The following is a 24,277-nucleotide window of genomic DNA, read 5'->3' as shown; positions in this document are numbered from 1 at the left end:
AGGCCTATTCGGCCTCTTTTTTGGTGATCTCGCCGGTGTTGGCATCGACCTGCAACTGGACGCGCTGATCGTCGGCATTCAGGGTATCGACCTCGAATTTGTCCCCTTCCAGCTCCACTTCCCGAATGTCGTGATACCCTTGTGCCAGCAACAACTTGACCAGTCCGGCCATGTCGAGACGTGTCTGCGCCGCCCAGCCAAAGGTGGAAAAGAGGCACAAGATCAGCAGGATACTGCGTGGGATCATATTCATTCCGGATTCATGGCTGGCACACTATAAACGGCATTATGTTAGGTTTTGAGAGATGAATCACCCATGAATAGCGCGCTGCCCCTGCTTGGATTGCTGCTGCCGATGCTGGTTCAGGCGGCCCAGCCGAACGAGGCCTTGCTGCAACAGGCGGTCAGCGAGGGGCGGGTCCGCCCATTTCATGAGTTGATGGAGGTGGCCTCCCGCCTGCCGGTGCGCGTGCTGCGCGTCGATCTGGGTGAGGAGGATGGCGTCTGGCTCTACGAGCTCAGGCTCATCGACGAGGAGAACAGCGTCATCAAGGTGGGCTACCGGGCTGACAATCTGGAGATGGTGTGGCTCAAGGGTCACCATCTGGAGCGCCTGTTCGCTCCGCGCCCGCCCCCGGAAGAGGAGTAACGGCGTGAGTCCGCGAACCTACCGCCGTCCGGTTCGTCCCCCCAACCGTTGCCGGTGCCGGCACAACCCTGTTTTGGATACCCATGTATGCGCATTCTGATAGTTGAAGATGAAAAGATCCTCGCGGGCCAGCTGGCGGAACAGCTGCGTCTGTCCGGTTTCGTCACCGATCTCTGCCACGATGGCAACGAGGCGGGCTTTCTCGGCGAGACCGAACCCTATGACGCCATCATCCTGGACCTCGGTCTGCCCGGTCGCGACGGCCTGAGCGTACTGAAGGAGTGGCGTAGCAAGGGGATGGACACCCCGGTGCTGGTGCTGACCGCCCGTGGCCAGTTGCACGAGAAGATTGAAGGGCTCAACGCCGGGGCGGACGACTACCTCACCAAGCCCTTCCAGGTGGCGGAGCTGGTGGCGAGGGTGCAGGCGCTGGTGCGCCGGGCGGCGGGGAACGCCAGCTCCATCCTCGAGATCGGTGGCGTGCGTCTCGACATGGCGGCCTCCCAGGTATGGTACGAAGGAACCCCCATCAAGCTCACCGCCCACGAGTTCCGGGTGCTGGGCTACCTGATGCAGCACAGGGGCAAGGTGGTGTCCCGCAGCGAGCTGATCGACCACATCTATGCCCAGGATTTCGATCGCGACTCCAACACCGTGGAGGTGTTCATCGGCCGCATTCGCAAGAAGACCCACGCCGATCTCATCGAGACGGTGCGCGGCCTCGGCTACCGGATCAACGAATGACGCGACCGCAACCGATGGCGGGGTGGGTTGAATGAGGCTGGTACGCACCCTGCGAGGTCGGCTGGTGGTGATCGCCATGGTCTGGTGCGGTCTCTTCCTGTTCGCCACCGGCTTCAGCCTGCAGACCATGATGCGCAACTACTGGCAGGAGGCGGAGGCCGATGGCCTGCGCCTGCAGCTCTACGATCTGCTCTCCCGCCTCGAGATCCAGCCGGACGGCATGCCGGTGGTCACCGAGCCCATGGCCGACCCCCGTTATCGCCAGCCCTACTCCGGCTACTACTGGCAGCTGGAGCTGGGGGAGACGGTGGTCAGTCGCTCCCGCTCCCTGTGGGATGCCCATCTGAGTGCCCACGGCCTGAAGTCGGCTTTCGGCGATCCGGATCTCTTTGTCGGCAAGGGGCCCAACAAGGAGCCCCTGCTCATCATGACCCGTACCGTGCTGCTGCCGGGGTCTGATCGGGTCTTCACCCTGGTGATGGCCAAGGACAGCAGCGCCCTGACCCAGACCCTGAAGAAGACCCGCATCAGCCTCTTCCTCGGCCTCGGCTTCGCCGCCACCGGCCTGGTGCTCGGCTTCATGTTCCAGATCCTCTACGGCCTGCGCCCGCTGCACCTGCTGCGCCGCGAGCTGAGCCGCGTCCATCAAGGTCATCAGGAGGGGTTCCGGCTGCGCTACCCCCTGGAGATCCAGCCGCTGGTGGAGGACATCAACCGCCTGCTGCACCACTATGGCGAGCTGCTGCAACGAGCCCGCTCCCACACCGGCAACCTGGCCCACGCCCTCAAGACGCCGCTCAGCATCATGCGCAACCAGGTGACCCAGTTGCCGCCGGAGGATCAGGCAGCCCTTGGCGAGCAGCTCGACCAGATCCAGCGCCACATCGACTACCACCTCGGCAAGGCGCGGGTGACCGGCGCCGCCAAGATCCTCGGGGTGTCGACCCCGGTGCGGGCCCGGGTGGAGTACATCTGCCGCGCCTTCTCCCGCCTCTATCCCGGCAAGACGGTGGACTTGCAGGTGCCGGTCAATCTGGCGGTCGGGGTGGAGGAGCAGGACTTCGACGAGATGGTGGGCAACCTGCTGGAGAACGCCTTCAAGTGGTCCGCCAGCGAGCTGCGCATCTCCAGCGCCGAGCTGGGGGGCTGGATCACCCTGCGCATCGAGGACGACGGTCCCGGCATGAGTGAAGATCAGATCGCCAAGGCGGTGCTGCGGGGGGTGCGCCTCGACGAGAAGGTGCCGGGTTCCGGGCTCGGTCTCAACATAGTGTCAGATCTGGCGGAGGCTTACCGTGGCAGCCTCATCATGGGGCGGGCCGAGCTGGGGGGGCTCGCCGCTTCCCTCTCCCTGCCCAAGGTGGCCAGGGTCGAGTGACGGGGGGCCCCTTTTGTGCCGCCGTGCTGGCAAGGGTGCGGCACCCGGCATAAGATACGTCTCTTGTTTCAGGTGTAGGAAGGGTAGCAATGACTGACGATCCTTGGGCTTTGTGCCATCTCGATGATTCGTTCGATGCCTCGGTGCTGGGCACCAAGGGGGCCCAGATCCAGTGGTTCGAGGACAGGGATGCCCTGATCCAGTTCCTGCTGGAGGATTTTGTCGACCTGCTGGCCGACGTGGGCGAGCTGGACGAGGATCAGACCGAGAGTGCCCGCGAGCGCTTCACCCTGCTGGTGGAGCAGAGCCTGGATGATCGCACCCTGATGGATGCCATCAACGATCTCGCCTCCGGCCTGCGCCGCATTGCCTGGCTGGGGCCCCTCTCCGAACTGGCTGAGTTGAGCGACGACTTCGCAAGCGGGCTGCGAGCCTTCTTCTGGAGCCAGTATGACGGTGACGAGGATGACCCCGAGGCCTGGGTGCCGGAAGATCTCTGGCCCCAGCTGGTGGAGTGTGCCGAAGAGTACATGGTGGAAGGAGACTTCTGAGCCACCTTGTCCGCGCTCTGGCTGCAAGGCGGGTGGAGTATGCGGAAGAGTATATGGTTGAGGGTGACTTGTGATTCTGAGCCACACCACAAACTGCGATAAGAAAACGGCGCCTTGATGGCGCCGTTTTTGTTGCTCAGTCCTCTACTCAGCCGTTGGCCGGTACCTCGTGCGCCGTGTTGGCGAGCACTGGCCCGATATACTTCTCTATCTGCAATTGGGCCATGTGGCCGCAGTTGCCCTGGGCCAGACTGGACGAGCCCTCGTCGAAGGTGAGGCAGTTGACGTTGCCGTTCTTGCAGATGCTGCCCGCTTCGCCCGGCTTGGCCGGGTCATACCAGGCCCCTTCACACACCCGCACTACCCCGGGCCGGATATCGGCGGATATCAGGGCCCCCACCAGGATCTGGCCGCGCTCGTTGAAGGCCCGCACCAGATCGCCATCCTGGATGCCACGGGCCTTGGCGTCGGCGGGATGGATCATGATCGCTTCGCGGTCGGCGATGGCGAACTTGTCCCGCAGCGGGGTGTTGTCGAGCTGGGAGTGCAGCCGCTGGGTCGGGTGGGAGGTGTTGAGCGACAGCGGATAGCGCGCCGCCACCTCGCTCTTCACCCACTCCTTGGGCTCATACCACTTGGGATGACCGGTGCAGTCGGCATAACCCATCCCCGCCACCGTGTTGGAGAAGATCTCGATCTTGCCGGACGGGGTACCGAGCGGGTTGAGCAGCGGGTTTTCGCGAAAATCGGCGTGACGGATCCACTGGCGGTTGGCTTCCGGGATCGGGAAGCGGATGTAGTTGTTGGACTCCCAGAACATGTTGAACGGCGGCAGTGCCACCCGGGCGCCACGGGCCTGGGCCGCCATGCCGTCGTACATCTGTTTGAGCCACAGCATCTCGTCCTTCCCTTCGGTGTACTGCTCCTGCACGCCCAGCTTGGCGGCGATGGCGCTGAAGATGTCGAAGTCGTTGCGGGCTTCAAACTGGGGGGGGACGCACTGGTGCATGGGGAAGACGTAGCGCTGGGAGTAGTCGCCCCCCATCTCCAGGTCGTTGCGCTCATAGCTGGTGGTGGCCGGCAGCACGATGTCGGCGTGCTTGGCAGTCGCCGTCCAGTAGGGCTCGTGCACGATCACGGTCTGCGGCTTGCGCCACGCCTGCAGCAGGTTGTTGGTGTCCTGATGGTGGTGGAAGGGGTTGCCCCCCGCCACGTAGACCAGCTTGATGTCCGGATAGGTCACCTTGCGGCCGTTGAAGTCGATGGTCTTGCCCGGGTTGGCAAGGCAGTCGGCGATGCGGGCCACCGGGATCGGGGCCGGGCTGTTCTTCGGCGCATTGCCAGCGGAGATGCCCGCCAGAATGCCGCCCTTGGCGGTGGGGCTGCCACCGGAGGAGTAGTGGTAACTGAAGCCGTAGCCGCCCCCCGGCAGGCCGATCTGGCCCAGCATGGCGGCCAGAGTGACCAGCATCCAGTTGGGCTGTTCACCGTGGTGCTGACGCTGCATGCCCCAGCCCGCCATGATCATGGTGCGCTTGGCGGCCATGTCGAGGGCCAGCTGGCGGATCACCTTGGCATCGACGCCGCAGACGCTGCTCGCCCACTCGGCGCTCTTGGGCTGGCCGTCCTCTTTGCCGAGCAGATAGGCGAGGAAGGTGTCGAAGCCGACAGTGTAGCGATCGAGGAAGGCCTGATCGTGCTTCTTCTCGCTGTAGAGGGTGTGGGCCACCCCCAGCATCATGGCCACGTCGGTGTAGGCGTTCGGGGCAATCCACTCGGCGCCGACCAGCTTGGCGGTCTCGTTGTAGACGGGGTCGATGCTGATGACCCGGGTGCCTTTCTCTTTCAGCGCCTTGAAGCCGGCCTGCCCCTCGTGATCCGGCATGTTCCAGCTGTTCTTCAGGGTCACCTGGGCGTTGACCCCCCAGAGCACCACCAGTTCGGCGTGTTCCACCACGTTGGGCCAGGCGGTCTGCTGCTCGTACACCTCGATGGAGCCCATCACGTGGGACATGATCACCTGGGCCGCGCCGGTGGAGTAGTCCCCGGCATAGCCGGTGAAACCCCCGGCCAGGTTCATCAGGCGGTGCAGCAGGGTGCGGCTGTTGTGGAACATGCCCACGCTCTTCCAGCCGTAGGAACCGGCGTGGATCGCCTGGGGGCCGAAATCAGACTGGACGCGCTGGATCTCGCCGGCCACCAGGTCGATGGCCTTTTCCCAGCTCACCCGTACCCACTCGTCGGCACCGCGCAGCTCCGGTCTGGCGCCCGGGCCGTGCTCCAGCCAGCTTTTGCGCACCATGGGGTACTTGATGCGGTTCTTGGCGTGGACCTGGAACGGCGCCATGTCGATGAGGTCATTCGGTGCCGGATCGTCGGCCACCGGCTGGACCCGCACCATGCGGCCCTCGGAGACGATGGCCTCGAAGGCTCCCCAGTGGGCGCCGGTCAGGATGCCCTTCTGGGCGGGCACCAGGGTGGGGAACTGCTCAAGGGCCGTGCTGACGGCCTTGGCCAGGGCGCTTTTCGGGAAGAGACCGGCCAGCAGGGGCAGGGCGGCACAGGCCCCCAGCCCCTTGAGCAGAGTACGGCGGGAGAGGTTGGTCTGTTGGTCATTGAAAAAAGTCATGGGAGAGTCCTCTGTTCCTGCCTTAATGGGCCGCGCTCATGTCGCTGGCATGTTTCTGCACGTATTGGGTGAGCATGCGCGCCTGCTCCGGGGTGAGGGAGGTACGAGACTCCATCCCCTTGATGACGCCGATCCACTGGTTGGCGTTGAAGTGATCCAGCGCGGTGAGGCCGTGACAGCCGGTGCAGTTGTTGGACATCAGGGTGGAGGCGTATTGCCACAGCTTGCCCTGGTCGCCGATGAGCTGGCTCTGGTCAACCCAGGCGGTCAGGCTGACCTGATGCCAGGTGAGGTTGGTGGCGCTGTCGGTTTCGCTCTTGCCGGTCACGAGGGCTTTTCTGGCGGCTTCGCCGACCAGCACGCTCAGGATCCGTTTGCCGGGGGCGGCGTAGAACACCTCGCTCACACCGTCCTGCTGCCAGCCGTCGATGCGCACCTGGGTGCGGCCGTTGTCGTTGGCCAGCACTTCCACCTGGGTGGAGGGCATCAGGGTGCCTTCGTCAGTCTTGGCGCCGGCATCCAGATAGAGCGGAGTGGTGGCGATGGCATAGCGGGTGGTGACGGTGGTCGGGGTCTGGGCCGCGGCGGCGGCCAGTTCGCTGGCACCGGCGGCGGCCAGGCCGCTCATGTCCGGCATGATGTGGGCAACGCCGCGGTGGCAGTCGATGCAGGTCTGACCCTCCTTGATGGCGACCGGGTGCTCGGCGCGGGCATTGGGGCGCTGGGCCAGGATGTCCATGGCGGCGTAGCTGTGGCAACTGCGACAGGTGGCGGAGTCATTGGCCTTGAGCTGATCCCACACGGTCTGGGCCATGCGCAGCTTGTGGGCCTCGTATTTCTCCGGGGTGTCGAGGGTGCCGATCGCTTCGTGATAGATGTCCTTCACGGCGCGGATCTTGGTCCAGAGATAGGCGGCGGGTTCACTGGGGATGTGGCAGTCGGCGCACTCGGCGCGGATCCCCTTCACGTTCTGGAAGTGGACGCTGCCCTGATATTCGGCGAGCGGGGTCTGCATGGAGTGGCAGGAGACGCAGAACTCGGTGGAGCTGGTCTTGTGCAGCACGGTGACGGTGACGCCCAGTGCGGCGATCCCCAGCAGGGCCCCGAGCAGCAGAAGCCAGAACCAGGTCTTTCTCAACAGTTTTCTAAGCATGGTGACGGTGTCCTTCGAATTCGGGTATTACCAATATAGTAGTAGTCCCAGGATTCTAAGGGTTGACCTCGGTCATGGTTTTAATTTCGACATATAATTGATTTTTGGTTTTGTTATTTGTTTTGTCATGATTTTTTGAATTTAAATCTCACTTTACCCATCCAGTTGGAGCGGGATGTGCTGTGGTGAGGGCGATGCCCAAGCCGGGGCGAGGAGGCAGTACGCCACCCCGGGGCTTGGGGTTTGTGGCGAGAGGATTGTATACTGTTCACATATACAGTATTCAGGTGTATCCATCATGCGACTCTTTATCGCCGAGAAACCCAGCCTTGGCCGCGCCATCGCCGATGTCCTCCCCAAACCGCACAAGAAGGGGGATGGTTTCATCGAGACGGCGCAGGGAGACGTGGTGACCTGGTGCATCGGCCACCTGCTGGAGCAGGCCGAGCCCGATGCCTACGATGCCGCCTACAAGCAGTGGCGCATGGAATCCCTTCCCATTGTCCCGACCCAGTGGCAGCTGGTGGCCAAACCCAAGACCAAGGCCCAGCTGGCCGTCATCAAGGGGCTCATCAAGCAGGCGGACTGCGTGGTCAACGCCGGTGACCCGGACAGGGAAGGGCAACTGCTGGTGGACGAGGTGATCGACTTTCTCGGCTATCCCAAGACCAAACCGGTTCAGCGCTGCCTCATCAGCGATCTCAATCCCCCCGCCGTGCGCCGCGCCCTCGACAAGCTCAGAGACAACAAGGAGTTCGTGCCGCTGGCGGTGTCGGCGCTGGCCCGTAGCCGTGCCGACTGGCTCTATGGCATCAACATGACCCGGGCCTATACCCTGCTTGGCCGCAAGGGGGGCTGCAGCGAACTGCTGTCGGTGGGTCGGGTACAGACCCCCTTGCTCGGTCTGGTGGTGCGCCGGGATCTCGAGATCGAGGCCTTCGTTCCCAAGCCGTTCTACGAGGTGATGGCCCATCTGTTGACCCAGGGCAACGAACGTTTCACCGCCAGGTGGCTGCCATCGGAGGCATGTCTGCCCTGGCAGGATGAGGAGGGACGGGTGCTCAACCGGGCGCTGGCCGCCAAGGTGGTGGAGCGGATCCAGGGGCAACCCGCCCGGGTGGAGGCGGTGGAGGAGCAGGCGCGCAAGCAGGCGGCGCCGCTCCCCTACAACCTCTCCAGCCTGCAGATCGACGCGGCCAAGCGCTTTGGCATGGATGCCAAGCGGGTGCTGGATATCTGCCAGAGCCTCTACGAGCGGCACAAGCTCATCACCTATCCCAGATCCGACAGCCGCCATCTGCCGAGCGAGCACTTCAACCGGGCCGGCCAGGTGCGGGAGGCCATCGCCAGCACGGCCCCTGCGCTGGCCAGGGCGGTCGCCGAAGCGGATGGCAGGATCCGCAGCAAGGCGTGGAACGACAGCAAGGTGGATGCCCACCACGCCATCATTCCCACCGAGAAGAGGGGGAAGGAGGCGAGCCTGGGGGCCGACGAGGCGAAGCTTTACGGCCTGATTGCCCGCCAGTATCTGCTGCAGTTCTACCCGCCGTTCGAGTACAACGACAGCAAGGTGTTGCTGCGCATCGCCGGAGGGCTGTTCCAGGCCAAGGCGCGCCGCATCCTCAAGGCGGGCTGGAAGGCGCTGCTCGGAGTGGAAGAGGATGACGAGGAGGAGGCGGGAACCCTGCCTGCCCTGAAAGAGGGGGAGGAACTGCTGTGCGAGCGGGGGGAGCTGCTGGAGAAGATGACCCAGCCCCCCAAGCCGTTTACCGATGCCACCCTGCTGGCTGCCATGACCGGCATCGCCCGTTATGTGCAGGATCCCGAGATCCGCAAGACCCTGCGGGAGACCGACGGTCTGGGCACCGAGGCGACCCGGGCCGGGATCATCGATCTGCTGTTCAAGCGCCGCTTCCTGGTGCGCCAGGGCAAGAGCATCAAGGCCACCCCGACCGGGCGAGCCCTGGTCCAGGCGCTGCCCACGACCGCCACGACACCGGACATGACGGCACTGTGGGAGCAGAGTCTGGGTCAGATCGCCGAACGTCACGGCAGCTACCAGCAGTTCATGGGGCCGCTCACCGAGCAGCTCAACGGCCTGATCGAGGGGGCGCGGCAGGATTCCGGCGCCAGCTTCAGCGCGCTGCCCAAGGCGGCGCCCGGTGACAGCAAGCAACGCTTTGCCCGCCGCAAGCGGACTGGGTCCACCGCCGCACGCCCCCGCACGAGCACGGGCAAGAGTGCTCGTGCGGGGAAGAGTCCTGGAAAGAGCACTGGTAAGGGGACGACCAGGGGCAAGGCTGCCTGAGGCTGGTGCGCGCCGTGATCACATAAAAATAAGAAGAGGGGCCAGTGGCCCCTCTTTGCATGGATGGAGCGGCTTACCCCGTGTAGACGCTCTCTTCCGGATAAAGGATGCGGGTCTCCACCGGGCGGGCCAGCATGATGGCCAGGGTGAGGGGCCCCAGACGACCGCAGATCATCACCAGCACCAGGATCAGTTTGCCCGGTTCGCTCAGAGAAGCGGTGATGCCGGTGGACAGTCCCACGGTGGCAAAGGCCGAGATGGTCTCGAACATGATCTTGTCGAATGATTGCGACTCCGTGAGCATCAGCAGGAACATCGCCAGCATCAGCACCATGGTACTGACGATGATGATGGCCAGGGAGCGGGTCACTATCTGGGGTGACAGGGTGCGGCCGAAGGCGGTGACATGGGGGCGCTTGGTCAGAAACGCCCGGGTCGCCAGCAGGACGACGGCAAAGGTGGTGACCTTGATACCGCCCCCGGTCGAGGTCGCCCCGGCACCGATGAACATCAGCATCATCATGAACAGCAGGGAGGCCGGTACCATCTGGCCGATATCCACCGTGTTGAAGCCCGCCGTGCGCGCGGTGGCCGACTGGAAGAAGGCTGCCAACCACTGGCTCCCGAAGGAGGCGTTGCCCAGGGTGCCAGGGTTGTTGTGCTCCAGCAGCCAGAACATCAGGGTCCCCAGCAGCAGCAGGGCAGGGGTCATCAGCAGCATCAGCTTGCTGTGCAGTTTCAGCTTGCGCCAGCGGCGGTTGCGCACCAGGTCGACGATGACGGTGAAGCCTACCCCCCCCAGGATCAGCAGGGCCGGTATGGTCAGGCTGATGATGGGGTCATCCCGGTAGTCCATGAGGTTGTTGGCAAACAGCGAGAAGCCGGCGTTGTTGAAAGCCGACACCGCGTGGAAGAAGCTGACGTAGAGGCCGTGGCCCCAGCCCATGTCGGGCACCCAGCGAATGGCCATGATGGCGGTGCCGATCAGCTGGGCAATCAGGGCGAACAGGACGATGCGTTTCACCAGCTGGACGATGTTGACGGATCCCTCCTGGCCCAGTGCCTCCTTGGCCAGCACCTGCTGGCGCAGCCCGACCCGCTTGCTGAACATGGCGATGAGCAGCAGTGTCATGGTCATCTGGCCGAGACCACCAATCTCCATCAATATCAACAGGATGATCTGCCCCTGCAGGGTGAAGGCGGTGCCGGTATCCACCACCCCGAGGCCGGTCACGCTGATGGCGGAGGTGGCGGTGAACAGGGCGTTGATGACGGTGACCTCACCCTTGTGGCTGGAGGGCTGGACCAGAAACAGGGTACCAACCAGCAGGATGATGAGGAAACTGCCCAGGATGAGCTTGGCCTCGCTCCAGCGGGAGTTGTCTTCCCGATGCAGGGTGAAGGCGTAGTTGCTGCGCCAGTTGATCATAGGGTGTCGAGCCAGTGATCGATGGCGTGCTTGTTGCCGGCCAGGATCAGGATGTCACCGAGTTGCAGCTCCATCTTGCCGGTCAGGACGTTGTGCAGCACCTCACCCCGCTTGATGGCCAACAGCTGGAAATCGCTTTGCTGCAGCAGGCGCAAGTCGGCCAGGGTGCGGGTGTTTTGCTGCAAGCCGATCACGAACTCGGTCAGCACCATGTCGTGACCCAGCTCCAGGTAGTCGAACAGCCGGTTGTCCAGCATGCTCTGGGCCACCCGGCGGCCCATGTCCCACTCCGGGTTGATCACCTTGTCCGCGCCCACCTTCTGCAGGATCTTGGCGTGGAACTTGTCGCGGGCCTTGACCCAGACCTTCTTCACGCCCGCCTCTTTCAGCACCAGCGTGGTCAGGATGCTGGTCTCCAGGTTGTCGCCGATGGCGACAAAGACGATGTCGAAATTCGCCAGGCCCAGTTCGGCGACCGTGGCCTCGTCGGTGGCATCGGCCACGATGACGTGGTTGCAGAGGGTGGCTATCTGGCGGGTCTTGCTCTCGTCGATGTCGATGGCCAGTACCTCGGCATTCTGGCGCTGCAACTCTTCGCACAAGGCGCTGCCAAACAGGCCCAGGCCGATGACGGCGAATTGATTGTTCATGCATGCTTCCTCAGCGGGATGAAGGGGTTACTCTACTCCAGAGCCCTGAGTCCGAAAAGTGTCCGGGTTTTTTGTCCCGGGGGATCTGGGGTAAACTGCGCCCTTGTCCTTGTCGGAACACACAGATGAAACTCACCCCCCACGCCTCCCTGTCGACCCTCAATACTCTGGGCCTGGATGCACACTGCCTCTGGCTGGCCGATGTGACCCGGCCGGATGATCTCGCGCAACTGCGGACCAACCCGGAGTTGGCCACCTTGCCGCGCCTGGTGCTGGGAGGAGGAAGCAACATCCTGTTCTGCGATGACTTTGCCGGTCTGGTGATCCACAACGGCCTGAAAGGGATCACGCTGCACGAGGAGTCCGAGCACTGGCTGCTGCACGTGGCGGCAGGTGAAAACTGGCACAAGCTGGTATGCCACGCCCTGCAACAGGGCTGGCACGGGCTGGAGAACCTGGCACTCATTCCCGGGACGGTCGGGGCGGCCCCGGTACAGAACATCGGTGCCTACGGGGTCGAGCTGGCCAGCGTCTGTGCCTACGTGGAGGCGTTCAACTGGCAGAGTGGCGAGGTTGAGCGCATCGCGGCGGCCGATTGCCGGTTCGGTTACCGTGACAGCATCTTCAAGCACGACTATCAGGACTCCCATTTCATCACCGCCGTCGGTCTGCGCCTGTCCAAGGCATGGCGTCCGGTCGCCGGTTATGGCCCGCTGGCGGCGCTGGGGGATACCCCTTCGCCACAGGCCATTTTCGACACCGTCTGTGCCACCCGCATGGCCAAGCTGCCGGATCCGGCGGTGCTGGGCAACGCGGGCAGTTTCTTCAAAAACCCTGTGGTGCACGCTGCCCTGGCCGAGACCCTGAAACAGCAATACCCGCAGATGCCCTGCTACCCCGCAGCAGAAGGGCAGGCAAAGCTGGCTGCTGGCTGGCTCATCGATCAGTGCGGTCTCAAGGGGTTTGCCATCGGTCGTGCCGCCGTGCATCAGGAGCAGGCGCTGGTGCTGGTCAATCTGGGGGGCGCCAGCGCCATGGAGCTCATCGCGCTGGCGGCCCACGTCCGCGACAGCGTGGAACACCAGTTCGGTGTGGTGCTGGAACATGAGGTGCGCTTCATGGGGCGCAGTGGTGAAACCTGGCTCGACGAGATACTGGCATGATCCTGACCCCCGTCAGACAGACCCTGATCACCCTGCTCAGCGACGGCCAGTTCCATTCCGGTGAGCAGCTGGGCGAGCGCCTTGGCATCAGCCGGGCGGCGGTGAGCAAGCACATGGCCGCGCTCAAGGATCTGGGGCTGGATCTCTTCAGCTTGACCGGCAAGGGCTATCGGCTGGCGGTGCCCATGGCCCTCTATGACGAGGGGCGGCTGCAGGCAGAGGCACCGATGGCACCGGTGCACTGCTTCCCTGTCATCGACTCCACCAACCAGTACCTGCTGGAGCGGGTCAACACCCTGAGCTCCGGCGAAAGCTGTCTGGCCGAGTGCCAGACCGCCGGGCGGGGACGTCGTGGCAAACCCTGGGTTTCTCCCTTCGGTTGCCAGCTGATCCTGAGCATGTACTGGCGGCTTGAGCAGGGCATGGCGGCCGCCATGGGACTGAGTCTCGCGGTCGGCGTGGCGGTGGTCGAGGCGCTGGAGTCCCTCGGTTATCCCGGGGTCGAGCTCAAGTGGCCGAACGACCTCTATTACCAGGGCCGCAAGCTGGCGGGCATCCTGGTGGAGATGAGCGGCAGTGCGGGTGCCAGCTGCCATCTGGTGATCGGGGTCGGCCTCAATCTGGCGATGCCGAGTCGGGAGGGGGAGAAGATCGATCAGGCCTGGTCCGAGCTGCGCCATATCCAGCCCGAGCTGGTGGATCGCAACGAGCTGGCCGCCTGCGTGCTGCTGCACCTGCAGCAGGCCATGCAGACCTTCGAACAGACGGGACTGGCGAGTTTCGTCGAGAGCTGGAACCGGCTCGACCACTTCGCCGGCCAGCCGGTGAAGCTGCTGATGGGAGAGCAGGTGATCCGCGGGATTGCCCGGGGGATCGACGAACGCGGAGCCCTGCGTCTGGAGACGGAAGAGGGGCTCAAGCTCTATCTGGGAGGGGAACTCTCCTTGCGGCGGGGGGACTGAGCCCATACGCTCATGACGACTGAATGAAAGAGGGGGCCTGCGGGCCCCCTCTTCCATGTATGCACTGCGACAGTGGTCACTTGCGCAGCTTGATCTGCTCGATGGCGTGCTCATTGCCCTTGGTGAGGATGAGGTTGGCCCGCTCCCGGGTCGGCAAGATGTTCTCTTGCAGGTTCAGGTAGTTGATATCCTGCCAGATGTTGTTGGCGATCTCGGTCGCCTCGCTTTCGGCCAGCTTGGCGTAGTGGTGGAAATAGGAGTCGGGATCCGAGAAGGCGCCGTTGCGGAATTTGAGAAAACGATCGATGTACCAGGTGCGCAGCAGCTCGGCATCGGCATCCACATAGATGGAAAAGTCGACGAAGTCCGACACGAACACGCGATGAGGGTCCTGGGGATAGTCCATGCCGCTTTGCAGCACATTGAGCCCTTCTAGGATCAGGATGTCCGGCTGCTCCACCACCTTCTTCTCGTCGGGCAGGATGTCATAGATGAGGTGGGAGTAAACGGGGGCCTCGACCTTCTCGTGGCCGGCGCGGATATTGGCGACAAACTCCACCAGATGGCGGATGTCATAAGACTCGGGGAACCCCTTGCGGCGCATCAGGCCACGGGCTTCCAGCTCCTTGTTGGGAAACAGGAAGCCGTCGGTGGTGACCAGCTCCACCCTGGGGTGCTCCGGCCAGCGCTCCAGCAGTGCCTGAAGGATACGGGCCGTGGTGCTCTTTCCCCCCGCCACGCTGCCGGCGATACTGATGATATAGGTGCCCTTGCCGCGGGACTGACCGAGAAACTGCTCCAGCACCCGGCTGCGGCGCTGCTTGGCCTTGACGTAGAGATTGAGGAGACGGGAGAGGGGCAGATAGATCTCTTCCACTTCCCGCAATGACACCTTCTCGTTGATCCCGCGCAGGGTCTGCAGATCGTGCTCGGTCAGGGTCAGGGGGACCGCATCGCGCAATAACGCCCATTGTTCGCGGGTGAATTGCAAATAGGGGTTATGCTCTGTCGTCATGGTGTCATCACTGTTTCTTGGGCAGGGCGACCATACACCAAGGGATCGGGAGCGACAAGGGACGCGTCCGGTCGGGACGGAGAAGGCGCGTTTTTTTGCCTGGATCCTGGCATAAATGCACATTTTGCAAGGTGCAATGGTTGCATCCCCAAAATCCTTACCATAAAATGCGCGACGCTTGGATGTCTGTCGTCTATTTGCCGAGCAAAAGCGACAAAAACAACGGGTGCAAGCAGAATTACCGTTGTGGCATTTATGCAACTGGAGGGGTTCCCGAGCGGCCAAAGGGATCAGACTGTAAATCTGACGGCTCTGCCTTCGAAGGTTCGAATCCTTCTCCCTCCACCATATTTCTCTGCGGTTTGAGTTCTTTGGGTTAGAGAAATGCGGGCATCGTATAATGGCTATTACCTCAGCCTTCCAAGCTGATGATGCGGGTTCGATTCCCGCTGCCCGCTCCAAGATGCTGATATGGCTCAGGTAATTCTGAGAGCCACACCTTAGGGTGAGTTCGGCAATCGAACCAGCCTGTCAGCACCAACCTCTCTACTCCCCTTGATTCAAATCCATCATATAAACTGTTCTGTGGTTAGCTTGCCACCGCGTACTCAGCGTTAGTTTAGAGGGACGATCATGTCTAAAGAAAAATTTGAGCGTAATAAACCGCACGTTAACGTGGGTACCATCGGCCACGTTGACCACGGTAAAACCACCCTGACCGCCGCCATCACCAACGTGCTGGCCAAGCACTTCGGTGGTAAAGCTTTCGCCTTCGACCAGATCGACAAGGCACCGGAAGAGCGTGAGCGTGGTATCACCATCAACACCTCCCACGTAGAATACGACACTGCTACCCGCCACTACGCTCACGTAGATTGCCCGGGTCACGCCGACTACGTTAAAAACATGATCACCGGTGCTGCCCAGATGGACGGCGCAATCCTGGTAGTAGCAGCGACTGACGGCCCGATGCCGCAGACTCGTGAGCACATCCTGCTGGGTCGTCAGGTAGGCGTTCCGTACATCATCGTGTTCATGAACAAGTGCGACATGGTAGATGACGAAGAGCTGCTGGAACTGGTCGAGATGGAAGTTCGCGAACTGCTGTCCGAGTACGACTTCCCGGGTGATGACCTGCCGGTAGTCCGTGGTTCCGCACTGAAAGCGCTGGAAGGCGAAGCTCAGTGGGAAGAGAAGATCCTGGAACTGGCTGGCCACCTGGACACTTACATTCCGGAGCCGGAGCGTGCCATTGACCAGCCGTTCCTGATGCCTATCGAAGACGTATTCTCCATCGCAGGCCGTGGTACCGTAGTTACCGGTCGTGTAGAGCGCGGTATCGTCAAGGTTGGTGAAGAAGTGGAAATCGTTGGTATCAAAGATACCACCAAGACCACCTGTACCGGCGTTGAAATGTTCCGCAAACTGCTGGACGAAGGTCGTGCAGGTGAGAACGTTGGCGCGCTGCTGCGTGGCGTGAAGCGTGAAGACGTAGAGCGTGGTCAGGTACTGGCCAAGCCGGGCACCATCAAGCCGCACACCAAGTTCGAATCCGAAGTGTACGTGCTGTCCAAAGAAGAAGGTGGTCGTCACACCCCGTTCTTCAAGGGCTACCGTCCGCAGTTCTACTTCCGTACTACCGACGTGACCGGTACCATCGAACTGCCGGAAGGCGTAGAGATGGTCATGCCGGGCGACAACATCAAGATGGTTGTTACCCTGATTGCGCCGATCGCGATGGACGACGGCCTGCGTTTCGCCATCCGTGAAGGTGGCCGTACCGTAGGTGCTGGTGTTGTAGCCAAAGTTATCGCTTAATCTTGGCTTACATAAATAAAGCAAAGCCCCTATAATAGGGGCTTTCTTATGCAGGGGCGTAGTTCGAATTGGTAGAACAGCGGTCTCCAAAACCGATGGTTGCGGGTTCGAGTCCTGCCGCCCCTGCCATATACCTCGTCTCGTACGGGGCTTTTGTGTCTTTGGTTACGTCAGATACAGGTGGGTTGTATGAGTGTTAGTTCTGAGGGTCAGGGCGGAAGCAAGGATACCCTGCTTTGGGGCCTGGTTTTCATCATCCTGGCGGCCGCTGTAGTGGGCAATTACCTGCTGAGCGACGTTATTGCTGCCGTCCGCGCCCTGGGTGTGGTCGTTGTCATCGCTGCTGCCGGTGCAGTGGCCCTGCAAACCACCAAGGGCAAGGCAACACTGGCGTTTGCCCGTGAGTCTCGCCTGGAAGTCCGCAAGGTCGTATGGCCGACCCGTCAGGAAGCCATTCAGACAACCCTGATTGTGCTGGCGGTGACTGCCGTGATGGGGCTGCTGCTGTTCGTGTTGGACGGCGCCTTGGTCTGGTTGGTCAACTTGATTACCGGTGTGTAAGGATAAGCCATGACTGAACAACGTGAACAGCGTATGAGATGGTATGTCGTGCAGGCATTTTCCGGCTACGAAGGCCGTGTTGCCAAATCCCTGCGTGAACATATCAAGATGCATGGCATGGAAGAGCTGTTTGGTGAAGTGCTGGTCCCGACCGAAGAAGTAGTCGAGATGCGTGCTGGCCAGAAGCGCAAGAGTGAGCGCAAATTTTTCCCGGGATACGTCCTGGTCCAGATGGTGATGGATGAAACCACATGGCACTTGGTACGCAATGTACCACGTGTAATGGGTTTCATCGGCGGTACCTCCGATCGCCCTGCTCCTATCTCCGATAAAGAAGCGGATGCCATCCTCAATCGTCTGCAAGATGCCCACGACAAGCCGCGTCCGAAAACCCTGTTTGAACCGGGTGAGATGGTCCGGGTTGCCGATGGTCCGTTCGCCGACTTCAACGGTACCGTTGAAGAGGTGGACTACGAAAAGAGCCGCGTGAAGGTCTCCGTACTCATCTTCGGCCGCTCAACGCCGGTAGAACTGGATTTTGGTCAGGTCGAAAAAGGCTGATTAATCTCTGTACGTTTAACGGTTGTCAGGGGCAGCGATTATCTCTATAATTCGCTGCCCCTTTATTTGTTGGGGAGCCGTTTGCAGGAGCATGTCTCCGAGGCGTTAGAACCCATTTTTGAGGTATTTTTGTAATGGCTAAGAAAGTCACAGCTTATATCAAGCTGCAAGTTAAGGCTGGCAGTGCTAACCCCAGCCCTCCCGTTGGTCCTGCTCTGGGTCAGCACGGTGTGAACATCATGGAATTCTGTAAGGCATTCAACGCTCGTACAGAAAAGCTGGAAAAAGGTTCTCCGACTCCGGTCGTGATCACCGTTTACAGCGACCGTTCCTTCACCTTCGAAACCAAGACTCCGCCCGCTTCCTTCCTGCTGAAGAAAGCCGCTGGTATCCAGTCTGGTTCCGCCAAGCCGAACAAAGACAAGGTTGGTAAGGTGACTGTGGCTCAGCTGCAAGAAATCGCCAAGACCAAAGAGCCGGATATGACTGGTGCCGATCTGGATGCAAAAGTACGTTGCATCGCCGGTTCCGCTCGTTCCATGGGCCTGGTAGTGGAGGAGTAAGACAATGGCTAAACTGTCCAAGCGTATGCGCGTTATTCGCGAAAAAGTTGACGGTACCAAAGAGTACTCCATCAACGAAGCCATTGCCCTGCTGAAAGAACTGGCTACCGCCAAGTTCGTTGAAAGCGTTGACGTTGCCGTTAACCTGGGTATCGATGCTCGTAAATCCGACCAGAACGTACGTGGTGCAACTGTACTGCCGCACGGTACCGGTCGTGACATCCGTGTCGCCGTGTTCACCCAGGGTGCCAATGCCGAAGCCGCCAAGGCTGCCGGTGCTGAACTGGTTGGTATGGACGACCTGGCCGAGCTGGTCAAGAAAGGCGAGATGAACTTCGACGTCGTCATCGCATCCCCGGATGCCATGCGTGTTGTTGGTCAACTGGGCCAGATCCTGGGCCCGCGCGGTCTGATGCCGAACCCGAAAGTGGGTACCGTCACTCCGAACGTAGCCGAAGCCGTCAAGAACGCCAAGGCTGGTCAGGTTCGTTACCGTAACGACAAGAACGGTATCATTCATACCACTCTGGGCAAGGTCTCTTTCAACGAAGTTCAGCTGAAAGAAAACCTGGAAGCGCTGCTGGTTGCCTTGAAGAAGGCCAAGCCGTCCTCCGCCAAGGGTGTATTCATCAAGAAAGTCAGCATCTCCACCACCATGGGTGCCGGTGTTGCCGTAGACCAAGCTTCCCTGGAAGCTCAGGCCTAATTGATGGGTTTTACAAGGCGCAAAATTTAATCTATAATTTTGCGCCTTGATTGGTTGGGGGTTTCGACCTCCGTCCAAGACCGCAGGAGGCCGCAAAGCCTTAATTCTTCCTGCGTAGACGGTGCCGGAAACCCAGCGAGAAAGATTCTTTCTCTTCTGGAATCCTGCTACCGCATCGTTCCCCTCTGTTGTAAAGGTAGGGGGGATGTGTCAGTACTGGGTCAATAGACCCGGATTCAATCCAGGAGTTAAGCCAATGGCATTGGGACTCGAAGACAAAAAGGCAATTGTTGCTGAAGTCAACGAAGCTGCCAAAGGCGCTCTTTCTGCAGTTGTAGCCGATTCTCGCGGCGTCACTGTAGAGAAGATGACCGTCCTGCGTAAGACCGCTCGTGAAGCTGGTGTGTATATGCGCGTTGTGCGTAACACCCTGCTGCGTCGCGCGGTAGAAGGTACCGAATACGAGTGCCTGAACGACGCATTTACCGGTCCTACCTTGATTGCTTTCTCTAACGAACACCCGGGCGCTGCCGCTCGTCTGTTCAAAGAGTTTGCCAAAGCGAACCAAAAGTTCGAAATCAAGGCTGGCGCTTTTAACGGTGAGTTTATCGCCGCAGCACAAATTGATCGTCTGGCCACGCTGCCGACTTACGAAGAAGCAATTGCGAAGTTGATGGCTACCATGAAGGAAGCCTCTGCTGGCAAGCTGGTTCGTACTATCGCTGCTGTTCGCGACCAGAAACAAGCTGCTGCTTGATTCTCGCCTATCTAGGCTGTTTGAGTTTATTCAACATCAGGAATTTTTGTCATGTCTATCACTAAAGACCAAATCATCGAAGCCGTTGCTTCCATGTCCGTAATGGAAGTTGTTGAGCTGATCGAAGCTATGGAAGAGAAGTTCGGTGTTTCTGCCGCTGCTGCCGTCATGGCCGGCCCGGCTGCTGCTGAAGCAGTAGAAGAGAAGACCGAGTTCGACGTAGTTCTGACTGCTGCTGGCGCCAACAAAGTTGCCGTCATCAAGGCCGTTCGTGGCGCTACCGGTCTGGGCCTGAAAGAAGCCAAGGACCTGGTAGAAGCTGCTCCGACCAATCTGAAAGAAGCCGTGTCCAAGGACGAAGCTGAAGCTCTGAAGAAAGAGCTGGAAGCTGCCGGTGCTTCTGTTGAGATCAAATAATCTGCATTTATGTAGATTAGCCTGATAAAACAGGCTAAGGCTGGTGAATCTTTATTCACCAGCCTTTTTGCGCTGTAGACTGAGAGTATTTCACACCGTTCACGACTCTCGGTGCACCAGCAATCCGGACCGCCTCATCGTCCGGGCCAACACAAAACGGTGTTGAGACAGAGCTGTCCCGTGGGGACAGAGTGGGTCACTTATCAGCGAGCTGAGGAACCCTATGGTTTACTCTTATACCGAAAAAAAACGCATACGTAAGGACTTCGGTAAGCGAGACCAGGTACTGGACACGCCTTATCTGTTGTCCATTCAGCTGGACTCCTTCAAGCAGTTCATCGAGGCTGACCCGGAAGGTGAGTACGGCCTAGAAGCCGCCTTCCGTAGCGTTTTCCCGATCACCAGTTACTCCGGTAGTGCTGAGCTTCAGTATGTCAGCTATCGCCTGGGTGAGCCGGTATTTGACGTAAAAGAATGCCAGATCCGTGGAGTGACCTACTCCGCGCCGCTGCGTGTCAAGCTTCGTATGGTTCTGTACGACCGTGAAGCAGCTGCCGGCACCGTCAAAGACATCAAGGAACAAGAAGTTTACATGGGCGAAATTCCGCTCATGACCGAGAACGGCACCTTTGTCATCAATGGTACCGAGCGGGTCATCGTCTCCCAGCTGCACCGCAGCCCGGGCGTCTTCTTCGACCACGATAAAGGCAAAACACATTCATCCGGTAAGGTGCTTTATAACGCTCGCGTTATCCCCTACCGTGGCTCCTGGCTGGACTTCGAGTTCGATGCGAAAGACAACCTGTTTGTCCGTATCGACCGTCGTCGTAAACTGCCAGCCTCCATTATTCTGCGCGCCCTGGACTTCAGTTCCGAAGAAATCCTGGCCACCTTCTTCGAGACCATCGGTTTCGAAGTCAAGGATGGCAAGTTGATGATGGATCTGGTGCCCGAGCGCCTGCGTGGCGAGACCGCGACCTTCGACATCATTGCCAATGGCGCCGTGGTGGTTGAAACCGGTCGTCGTGTCACTGCCCGTCACATCCGTCAGCTGGAAAAAGACGGCATCACCCAGATCGAGGTGCCGGTAGAGTATGTTGTTGGCAAAGTTGCAGCCAAGAACTACGCGCACCCGCAGACTGGTGAGATGGTTGTCACTGCCAACCAGGCGCTGAGCCTGGAAGCGGTTGCCAACCTGTCCCAAGCCGGCTTCAAGCACTTCGAGGTTCTGTTCACCAACGAACTGGATCACGGTGCCTACATGTCCGAGACCCTGCGTATCGACTCCAGCTCCAGCCGCCTGGAAGCCCTGGTCGAGATCTATCGCATGATGCGTCCGGGCGAGCCGCCCACTCGTGAAGCGGCCGAGCAGCTGTTCGAGAACCTGTTCTTCTCTTCCGAGCGTTACGACCTGTCTACCGTAGGTCGGATGAAGTTCAACCGCCGTTTGGGTCGTGAAGACGAGACTGGCGTTGGCGTGCTGACCAAGGACGATATCGTCGAGGTCATGAAGCGCCTGATCGACATCCGTAACGGTAACGACGAAGTGGACGATATCGACCACCTTGGTAACCGTCGTATTCGTTCCGTCGGTGAAATGGCCGAGAACCAGTTCCGTGTCGGTCTGGTCCGTGTCGAGCGTGCGGTGAAGGAGCGCCTGTCTCTGGGCGATCTGGACACCCTGATGCCGCAGGATCTGATCAACGCCAAACCGATCTCCGCCGCGGTCAAAGAGTTCTTCGGTTCCAGCCAGCTGTCCCAGTTCATGGACCAGAACAACCCGCTGTCCGAAGTGACCCACAAGCGCCGTATCTCCGCGCTGGGCCCGGGCGGTCTGACCCGTGAGCGTGCCGGTTTCGAAGTTCGAGACGTACACCCGACCCACTACGGTCGTCTGTGCCCCATCGAAACGCCGGAAGGTCCGAACATCGGTCTGATCAACTCGCTGTCCGTGTATTCCCGCACCAATGAGTACGGTTTCCTCGAAACCCCGTACCGCAAGGTGATCGACGGTGTGATCACCGACGAAGTGGATTACCTGTCTGCGATTGAAGAAGGCAAGTACGTGATCGCACAGGCCAACGCCGCGACCACCGAAGATGGCCGTCTGAAAGATGAATTGATCCCGTGCCGTCACAAAGGTGAATCCACCTTTATGAACGCCGACCAGATCCAGTACATGGACGTGAGCCCGCAACAGATCGTCTCTGTGGCAGCGGCCCTGATCCCGTTCCTGGAACACGATGACGCGAACCGCGCATTGATGGGTTCAAACATGCAACGTCAGGCTGTACCGACCCTGCGCGCCGACAAGCCGCTGGTTGGTACCGGTATGGAACGCGCAGTGGCCGTTGACTCCGGTGTGACCGTAGTGGCCAAGCGTGGCGGCATGATCGACTATGTCGATGCCTCCCGTATCGTTATCAAGGTCAACGAAGATGAGCTGCTGCCTGGCGAAGCCGGCATCGACATCTACAGCCTGACCAAATACACCCGTTCCAACCAGAACACCTGTATCAACCAGCGTCCGTGCGTGATGTTGGGCGAGCCGGTGATGGCTGGCGACGTACTGGCTGACGGCCCGTCCACCGATCTCGGTGAACTGGCGCTGGGTCAGAACCTGCGCGTCGCGTTCATGCCGTGGAACGGTTACAACTTCGAAGACTCGATCCTGGTGAACGAGCGTGTTGTTCAGGAAGATCGCCTGACCACCATTCACATCCAGGAACTGGCCTGTATCTCCCGTGACACCAAGCTGGGTCCGGAAGAGATCACTGCTGACATCCCGAACGTGGGTGAAGCCGCTCTGTCCAAGCTGGACGAGTCCGGTATCGTCTACGTGGGTGCCGAAGTGAAGGGCGGCGACATTCTGGTCGGCAAGGTGACTCCGAAAGGTGAAACCCAGCTGACCCCGGAAGAGAAGCTGCTGCGCGCCATCTTCGGTGAGAAGGCGTCCGACGTGAAGGACTCTTCCCTGCGAGTGCCGAACGGTGTGTACGGTACCGTGGTTGACGTGCAGGTCTTTACCCGCGATGGCGTGGAAAAAGACAAGCGCGCCAAAGAAATCGAAGAGATGCAGTTGAAGGAAGCGAAGAAGGACTTGACCGAAGAGTTCAAGATCCTGGAAGACGGCATTTTCGGCCGTTCCCGCAACCTGCTGCTGGCCGCCGGTTACAGCGAAGATCGTCTGAACAAGCTCGATCGTTCCAAGTGGTTTGAGCTGGCCATCGAAGATGAAGCCAAGCAAATCGAGCTGGAGCAGATCGCTGAACAGCACGTTGAGCTGAAGGCCGAGTTCGACAAGAAATTCGAGAACAAGCGTCGCAAGATCATCCAGGGCGATGACCTGGCGCCGGGCGTACTGAAGATCGTCAAGGTCTATCTGGCCGTCAAGCGTCGCATCCAGCCGGGTGACAAGATGGCGGGCCGTCACGGTAACAAGGGTGTTATCTCCAAGATCTGTCCGGTCGAGGATATGCCCCATGACGAGTACGGCCGTCCGGTCGACATCGTACTGAACCCGCTGGGTGTACCGTCTCGTATGAACATCGGTCAGATCCTCGAAGTGCACCTGGGCCTCGCGGCCAAGGGCATCGGCGAGAAGATCGACCGCATGATCAAAGAACAGCGCGAGCTGCACGAGATGCGCGAGTTCCTGCAACAGGTCTATGACTTGGGCGAGAAGGACTCCCAGCAAGTGAACATTGCTGAACTGTCTGACGACGACGTGCGTACCCTGGTGGGTAACCTGCGTAAGGGTCTGCCGGTGGCTACACCTGTCTTTGATGGTGCCAAAGAGCGCGAAATCAAAGCCTTGCTGAAGCTGGCCGATCTGCCGGAATCCGGTCAGATCTCCCTGTTCGACGGTCGTACCGGTAACGCCTTCGAGCGCAAGGTCACCGTGGGTTACATGTACATGCTGAAGCTGAACCACCTGGTAGACGACAAGATGCACGCGCGTTCTACCGGTTCCTACAGCCTGGTTACCCAGCAGCCGCTGGGTGGTAAGGCGCAGTTCGGTGGTCAGCGGTTCGGTGAGATGGAAGTGTGGGCCCTGGAGGCTTACGGTGCGGCATATACCCTGCAGGAAATGCTGACCGTCAAGTCTGACGATGTGAACGGCCGTACCAAGATGTACAAGAACATCGTGGATGGCGACCACCGTATGGAGCCGGGCATGCCCGAATCCTTCAACGTATTGCTGAAGGAAATCCGCTCTCTGGGTATCAACATCGAGCTGGACGAAGAGTAAGAGCTCGCTCT

General features: G+C 60.3%; 21 protein-coding genes and 3 tRNA genes. 18 read left to right on the top strand and 6 right to left on the bottom strand.

All coding sequences use genetic code 11. The annotated features are described in order from the left end of the window. Nucleotides 1-4: 4 nt before the first annotated feature. Nucleotides 5-253: a PepSY domain-containing protein gene (locus tag C3418_RS00175; RefSeq protein ID WP_010675973.1), complete on the bottom strand. Its 249-nt coding sequence runs from the start codon at nt 251-253 to the stop codon at nt 5-7. Nucleotides 254-316: 63 nt separating this feature from the next. Between C3418_RS00175 and C3418_RS00170 the strand changes: the two genes are divergently transcribed. The 4 genes from C3418_RS00170 (at nt 317) to C3418_RS00155 (ending at nt 3,322) form a co-directional block, all read left to right on the top strand. Continuing rightward, a complete protein-coding gene (locus C3418_RS00170; RefSeq protein ID WP_010675972.1) occupies nt 317-649 on the top strand; it encodes a PepSY domain-containing protein in 333 nt (110 codons plus the stop codon). 87 nt (nt 650-736) lie between these two features. Beyond that, the gene (locus C3418_RS00165) at nt 737-1,393 is read left to right on the top strand and encodes a response regulator transcription factor (protein WP_005332666.1); all 657 of its coding nucleotides are present in this window, start codon (nt 737-739) and stop codon (nt 1,391-1,393) included. A 31-nt stretch (nt 1,394-1,424) separates the two neighbouring features. Further along, nucleotides 1,425-2,771, top strand: coding sequence for a sensor histidine kinase (locus C3418_RS00160; protein WP_010675971.1), 1,347 nt, complete (start codon nt 1,425-1,427; stop codon nt 2,769-2,771). 89 nt (nt 2,772-2,860) lie between these two features. After that, nucleotides 2,861-3,322 carry a hypothetical protein gene (locus C3418_RS00155; protein ID WP_010675970.1) on the top strand — a complete coding sequence of 154 codons (462 nt, stop codon included), beginning with the start codon at nt 2,861-2,863 and terminating at the stop codon, nt 3,320-3,322. A 148-nt stretch (nt 3,323-3,470) separates the two neighbouring features. On the opposite strand, the gene torA is transcribed toward C3418_RS00155, so the two are convergent. Further along, complete coding sequence (torA, locus tag C3418_RS00150) at nt 3,471-5,951, bottom strand: trimethylamine-N-oxide reductase TorA (protein ID WP_103857746.1); 2,481 nt, start codon at nt 5,949-5,951, stop codon at nt 3,471-3,473. 22 nt (nt 5,952-5,973) lie between these two features. After that, nucleotides 5,974-7,104 carry a NapC/NirT family cytochrome c gene (locus C3418_RS00145; protein ID WP_103857745.1) on the bottom strand — a complete coding sequence of 377 codons (1,131 nt, stop codon included), beginning with the start codon at nt 7,102-7,104 and terminating at the stop codon, nt 5,974-5,976. Between the two features lie 298 nt (nt 7,105-7,402). Here C3418_RS00145 and C3418_RS00140 point away from each other — a divergent pair, with 298 nt between their 5' ends. Further along, nucleotides 7,403-9,412 carry a DNA topoisomerase III gene (locus C3418_RS00140; protein WP_103857744.1) on the top strand — a complete coding sequence of 670 codons (2,010 nt, stop codon included), beginning with the start codon at nt 7,403-7,405 and terminating at the stop codon, nt 9,410-9,412. Between the two features lie 73 nt (nt 9,413-9,485). Here C3418_RS00140 and C3418_RS00135 read toward each other — a convergent pair whose 3' ends face one another. Then, nucleotides 9,486-10,841 carry a TrkH family potassium uptake protein gene (locus C3418_RS00135; protein WP_103857743.1) on the bottom strand — a complete coding sequence of 452 codons (1,356 nt, stop codon included), beginning with the start codon at nt 10,839-10,841 and terminating at the stop codon, nt 9,486-9,488. Beyond that, nucleotides 10,838-11,491: a TrkA family potassium uptake protein gene (locus tag C3418_RS00130; protein ID WP_010675965.1), complete on the bottom strand. Its 654-nt coding sequence runs from the start codon at nt 11,489-11,491 to the stop codon at nt 10,838-10,840. The genes C3418_RS00135 and C3418_RS00130 overlap by 4 nt, the downstream gene beginning before the upstream one ends. A 125-nt stretch (nt 11,492-11,616) precedes the next feature. Here C3418_RS00130 and murB point away from each other — a divergent pair, with 125 nt between their 5' ends. Together murB and birA are read left to right on the top strand one after the other, a co-directional pair. After that, nucleotides 11,617-12,654 carry a UDP-N-acetylmuramate dehydrogenase gene (gene murB / locus C3418_RS00125; RefSeq protein ID WP_103857742.1) on the top strand — a complete coding sequence of 346 codons (1,038 nt, stop codon included), beginning with the start codon at nt 11,617-11,619 and terminating at the stop codon, nt 12,652-12,654. Beyond that, nucleotides 12,651-13,616: a bifunctional biotin--[acetyl-CoA-carboxylase] ligase/biotin operon repressor BirA gene (gene birA / locus C3418_RS00120; protein WP_103857741.1), complete on the top strand. Its 966-nt coding sequence runs from the start codon at nt 12,651-12,653 to the stop codon at nt 13,614-13,616. The genes murB and birA overlap by 4 nt, the downstream gene beginning before the upstream one ends. 76 nt (nt 13,617-13,692) lie before the next feature. Here the strand turns inward: birA and coaA are convergent, their stop codons facing one another. Then, complete coding sequence (gene coaA, locus C3418_RS00115) at nt 13,693-14,631, bottom strand: type I pantothenate kinase (protein ID WP_103857740.1); 939 nt, start codon at nt 14,629-14,631, stop codon at nt 13,693-13,695. Nucleotides 14,632-14,894: 263 nt separating this feature from the next. Here coaA and C3418_RS00110 point away from each other — a divergent pair. The 11 genes from C3418_RS00110 (at nt 14,895) to rpoB (ending at nt 24,266) form a co-directional block, all read left to right on the top strand. After that, nucleotides 14,895-14,979 (top strand) — tRNA-Tyr (locus C3418_RS00110). A 38-nt stretch (nt 14,980-15,017) separates the two neighbouring features. Beyond that, nucleotides 15,018-15,092, top strand: a tRNA-Gly gene (locus C3418_RS00105). A gap of 172 nt (nt 15,093-15,264) precedes the next feature. Further along, on the top strand, nt 15,265-16,449 hold the full coding sequence (gene tuf / locus C3418_RS00100; protein ID WP_005306325.1) for an elongation factor Tu: 1,185 nt from the start codon (nt 15,265-15,267) through the stop codon (nt 16,447-16,449). A 52-nt stretch (nt 16,450-16,501) separates the two neighbouring features. Beyond that, nucleotides 16,502-16,578 (top strand) — tRNA-Trp (locus tag C3418_RS00095). A 60-nt stretch (nt 16,579-16,638) separates the two neighbouring features. Further along, nucleotides 16,639-17,010, top strand: coding sequence for a preprotein translocase subunit SecE (gene secE / locus C3418_RS00090; RefSeq protein ID WP_010675960.1), 372 nt, complete (start codon nt 16,639-16,641; stop codon nt 17,008-17,010). Nucleotides 17,011-17,043: 33 nt separating this feature from the next. Further along, nucleotides 17,044-17,571 carry a transcription termination/antitermination protein NusG gene (gene nusG, locus C3418_RS00085; protein WP_197055467.1) on the top strand — a complete coding sequence of 176 codons (528 nt, stop codon included), beginning with the start codon at nt 17,044-17,046 and terminating at the stop codon, nt 17,569-17,571. Nucleotides 17,572-17,705: 134 nt separating this feature from the next. Then, nucleotides 17,706-18,134 (top strand): 50S ribosomal protein L11, encoded by a 429-nt coding sequence (rplK, locus tag C3418_RS00080; RefSeq protein ID WP_005306313.1) that lies wholly within the window; start codon nt 17,706-17,708, stop codon nt 18,132-18,134. 4 nt (nt 18,135-18,138) lie between these two features. Then, the gene (rplA, locus tag C3418_RS00075) at nt 18,139-18,840 is read left to right on the top strand and encodes a 50S ribosomal protein L1 (protein ID WP_010675958.1); all 702 of its coding nucleotides are present in this window, start codon (nt 18,139-18,141) and stop codon (nt 18,838-18,840) included. Nucleotides 18,841-19,096: 256 nt separating this feature from the next. Continuing rightward, on the top strand, nt 19,097-19,597 hold the full coding sequence (gene rplJ / locus C3418_RS00070; RefSeq protein WP_042016252.1) for a 50S ribosomal protein L10: 501 nt from the start codon (nt 19,097-19,099) through the stop codon (nt 19,595-19,597). Nucleotides 19,598-19,648: 51 nt separating this feature from the next. Next, nucleotides 19,649-20,014: a 50S ribosomal protein L7/L12 gene (gene rplL, locus C3418_RS00065; protein WP_010675957.1), complete on the top strand. Its 366-nt coding sequence runs from the start codon at nt 19,649-19,651 to the stop codon at nt 20,012-20,014. Between the two features lie 223 nt (nt 20,015-20,237). Continuing rightward, the gene (gene rpoB, locus C3418_RS00060; protein WP_010675956.1) at nt 20,238-24,266 is read left to right on the top strand and encodes a DNA-directed RNA polymerase subunit beta; all 4,029 of its coding nucleotides are present in this window, start codon (nt 20,238-20,240) and stop codon (nt 24,264-24,266) included. Nucleotides 24,267-24,277: the final 11 nt, after the last annotated feature.

The sequence above is a fragment of the Aeromonas sp. ASNIH8 genome, assembly GCF_002919855.1.
Lineage (GTDB): Bacteria > Pseudomonadota > Gammaproteobacteria > Enterobacterales > Aeromonadaceae > Aeromonas > Aeromonas caviae.
The sequence above is the reverse complement of the archived record's forward strand: the minus strand, read 5'-3'. Positions and strand labels throughout refer to the sequence as shown.

Bases quoted from the DNA above. Each gene is read 5' to 3' on its own strand.
- torA (WP_103857746.1), bottom strand. From the start codon at position 5,951: ATGACTTTTTTCAATGACCAACAGACCAACCTCTCCCGCCGTACTCTG.
- murB (WP_103857742.1), top strand. From the start codon at position 11,617: ATGAAACTCACCCCCCACGCCTCCCTGTCGACCCTCAATACTCTGGGC.
- tuf (WP_005306325.1), top strand. From the start codon at position 15,265: ATGTCTAAAGAAAAATTTGAGCGTAATAAACCGCACGTTAACGTGGGT.
- rplA (WP_010675958.1), top strand. From the start codon at position 18,139: ATGGCTAAACTGTCCAAGCGTATGCGCGTTATTCGCGAAAAAGTTGAC.
- C3418_RS00160 (WP_010675971.1), top strand. From the start codon at position 1,425: ATGAGGCTGGTACGCACCCTGCGAGGTCGGCTGGTGGTGATCGCCATG.
- C3418_RS00140 (WP_103857744.1), top strand. From the start codon at position 7,403: ATGCGACTCTTTATCGCCGAGAAACCCAGCCTTGGCCGCGCCATCGCC.
- coaA (WP_103857740.1), bottom strand. From the start codon at position 14,631: ATGACGACAGAGCATAACCCCTATTTGCAATTCACCCGCGAACAATGG.
- rpoB (WP_010675956.1), top strand. From the start codon at position 20,238: ATGGTTTACTCTTATACCGAAAAAAAACGCATACGTAAGGACTTCGGT.
- C3418_RS00155 (WP_010675970.1), top strand. From the start codon at position 2,861: ATGACTGACGATCCTTGGGCTTTGTGCCATCTCGATGATTCGTTCGAT.
- C3418_RS00130 (WP_010675965.1), bottom strand. From the start codon at position 11,491: ATGAACAATCAATTCGCCGTCATCGGCCTGGGCCTGTTTGGCAGCGCC.
- C3418_RS00165 (WP_005332666.1), top strand. From the start codon at position 737: ATGCGCATTCTGATAGTTGAAGATGAAAAGATCCTCGCGGGCCAGCTG.
- C3418_RS00135 (WP_103857743.1), bottom strand. From the start codon at position 10,841: ATGATCAACTGGCGCAGCAACTACGCCTTCACCCTGCATCGGGAAGAC.
- rplJ (WP_042016252.1), top strand. From the start codon at position 19,097: ATGGCATTGGGACTCGAAGACAAAAAGGCAATTGTTGCTGAAGTCAAC.
- C3418_RS00170 (WP_010675972.1), top strand. From the start codon at position 317: ATGAATAGCGCGCTGCCCCTGCTTGGATTGCTGCTGCCGATGCTGGTT.
- rplK (WP_005306313.1), top strand. From the start codon at position 17,706: ATGGCTAAGAAAGTCACAGCTTATATCAAGCTGCAAGTTAAGGCTGGC.
- rplL (WP_010675957.1), top strand. From the start codon at position 19,649: ATGTCTATCACTAAAGACCAAATCATCGAAGCCGTTGCTTCCATGTCC.
- nusG (WP_197055467.1), top strand. From the start codon at position 17,044: ATGAGATGGTATGTCGTGCAGGCATTTTCCGGCTACGAAGGCCGTGTT.
- secE (WP_010675960.1), top strand. From the start codon at position 16,639: ATGAGTGTTAGTTCTGAGGGTCAGGGCGGAAGCAAGGATACCCTGCTT.
- C3418_RS00145 (WP_103857745.1), bottom strand. From the start codon at position 7,104: ATGCTTAGAAAACTGTTGAGAAAGACCTGGTTCTGGCTTCTGCTGCTC.
- C3418_RS00175 (WP_010675973.1), bottom strand. From the start codon at position 253: ATGAATATGATCCCACGCAGTATCCTGCTGATCTTGTGCCTCTTTTCC.
- birA (WP_103857741.1), top strand. From the start codon at position 12,651: ATGATCCTGACCCCCGTCAGACAGACCCTGATCACCCTGCTCAGCGAC.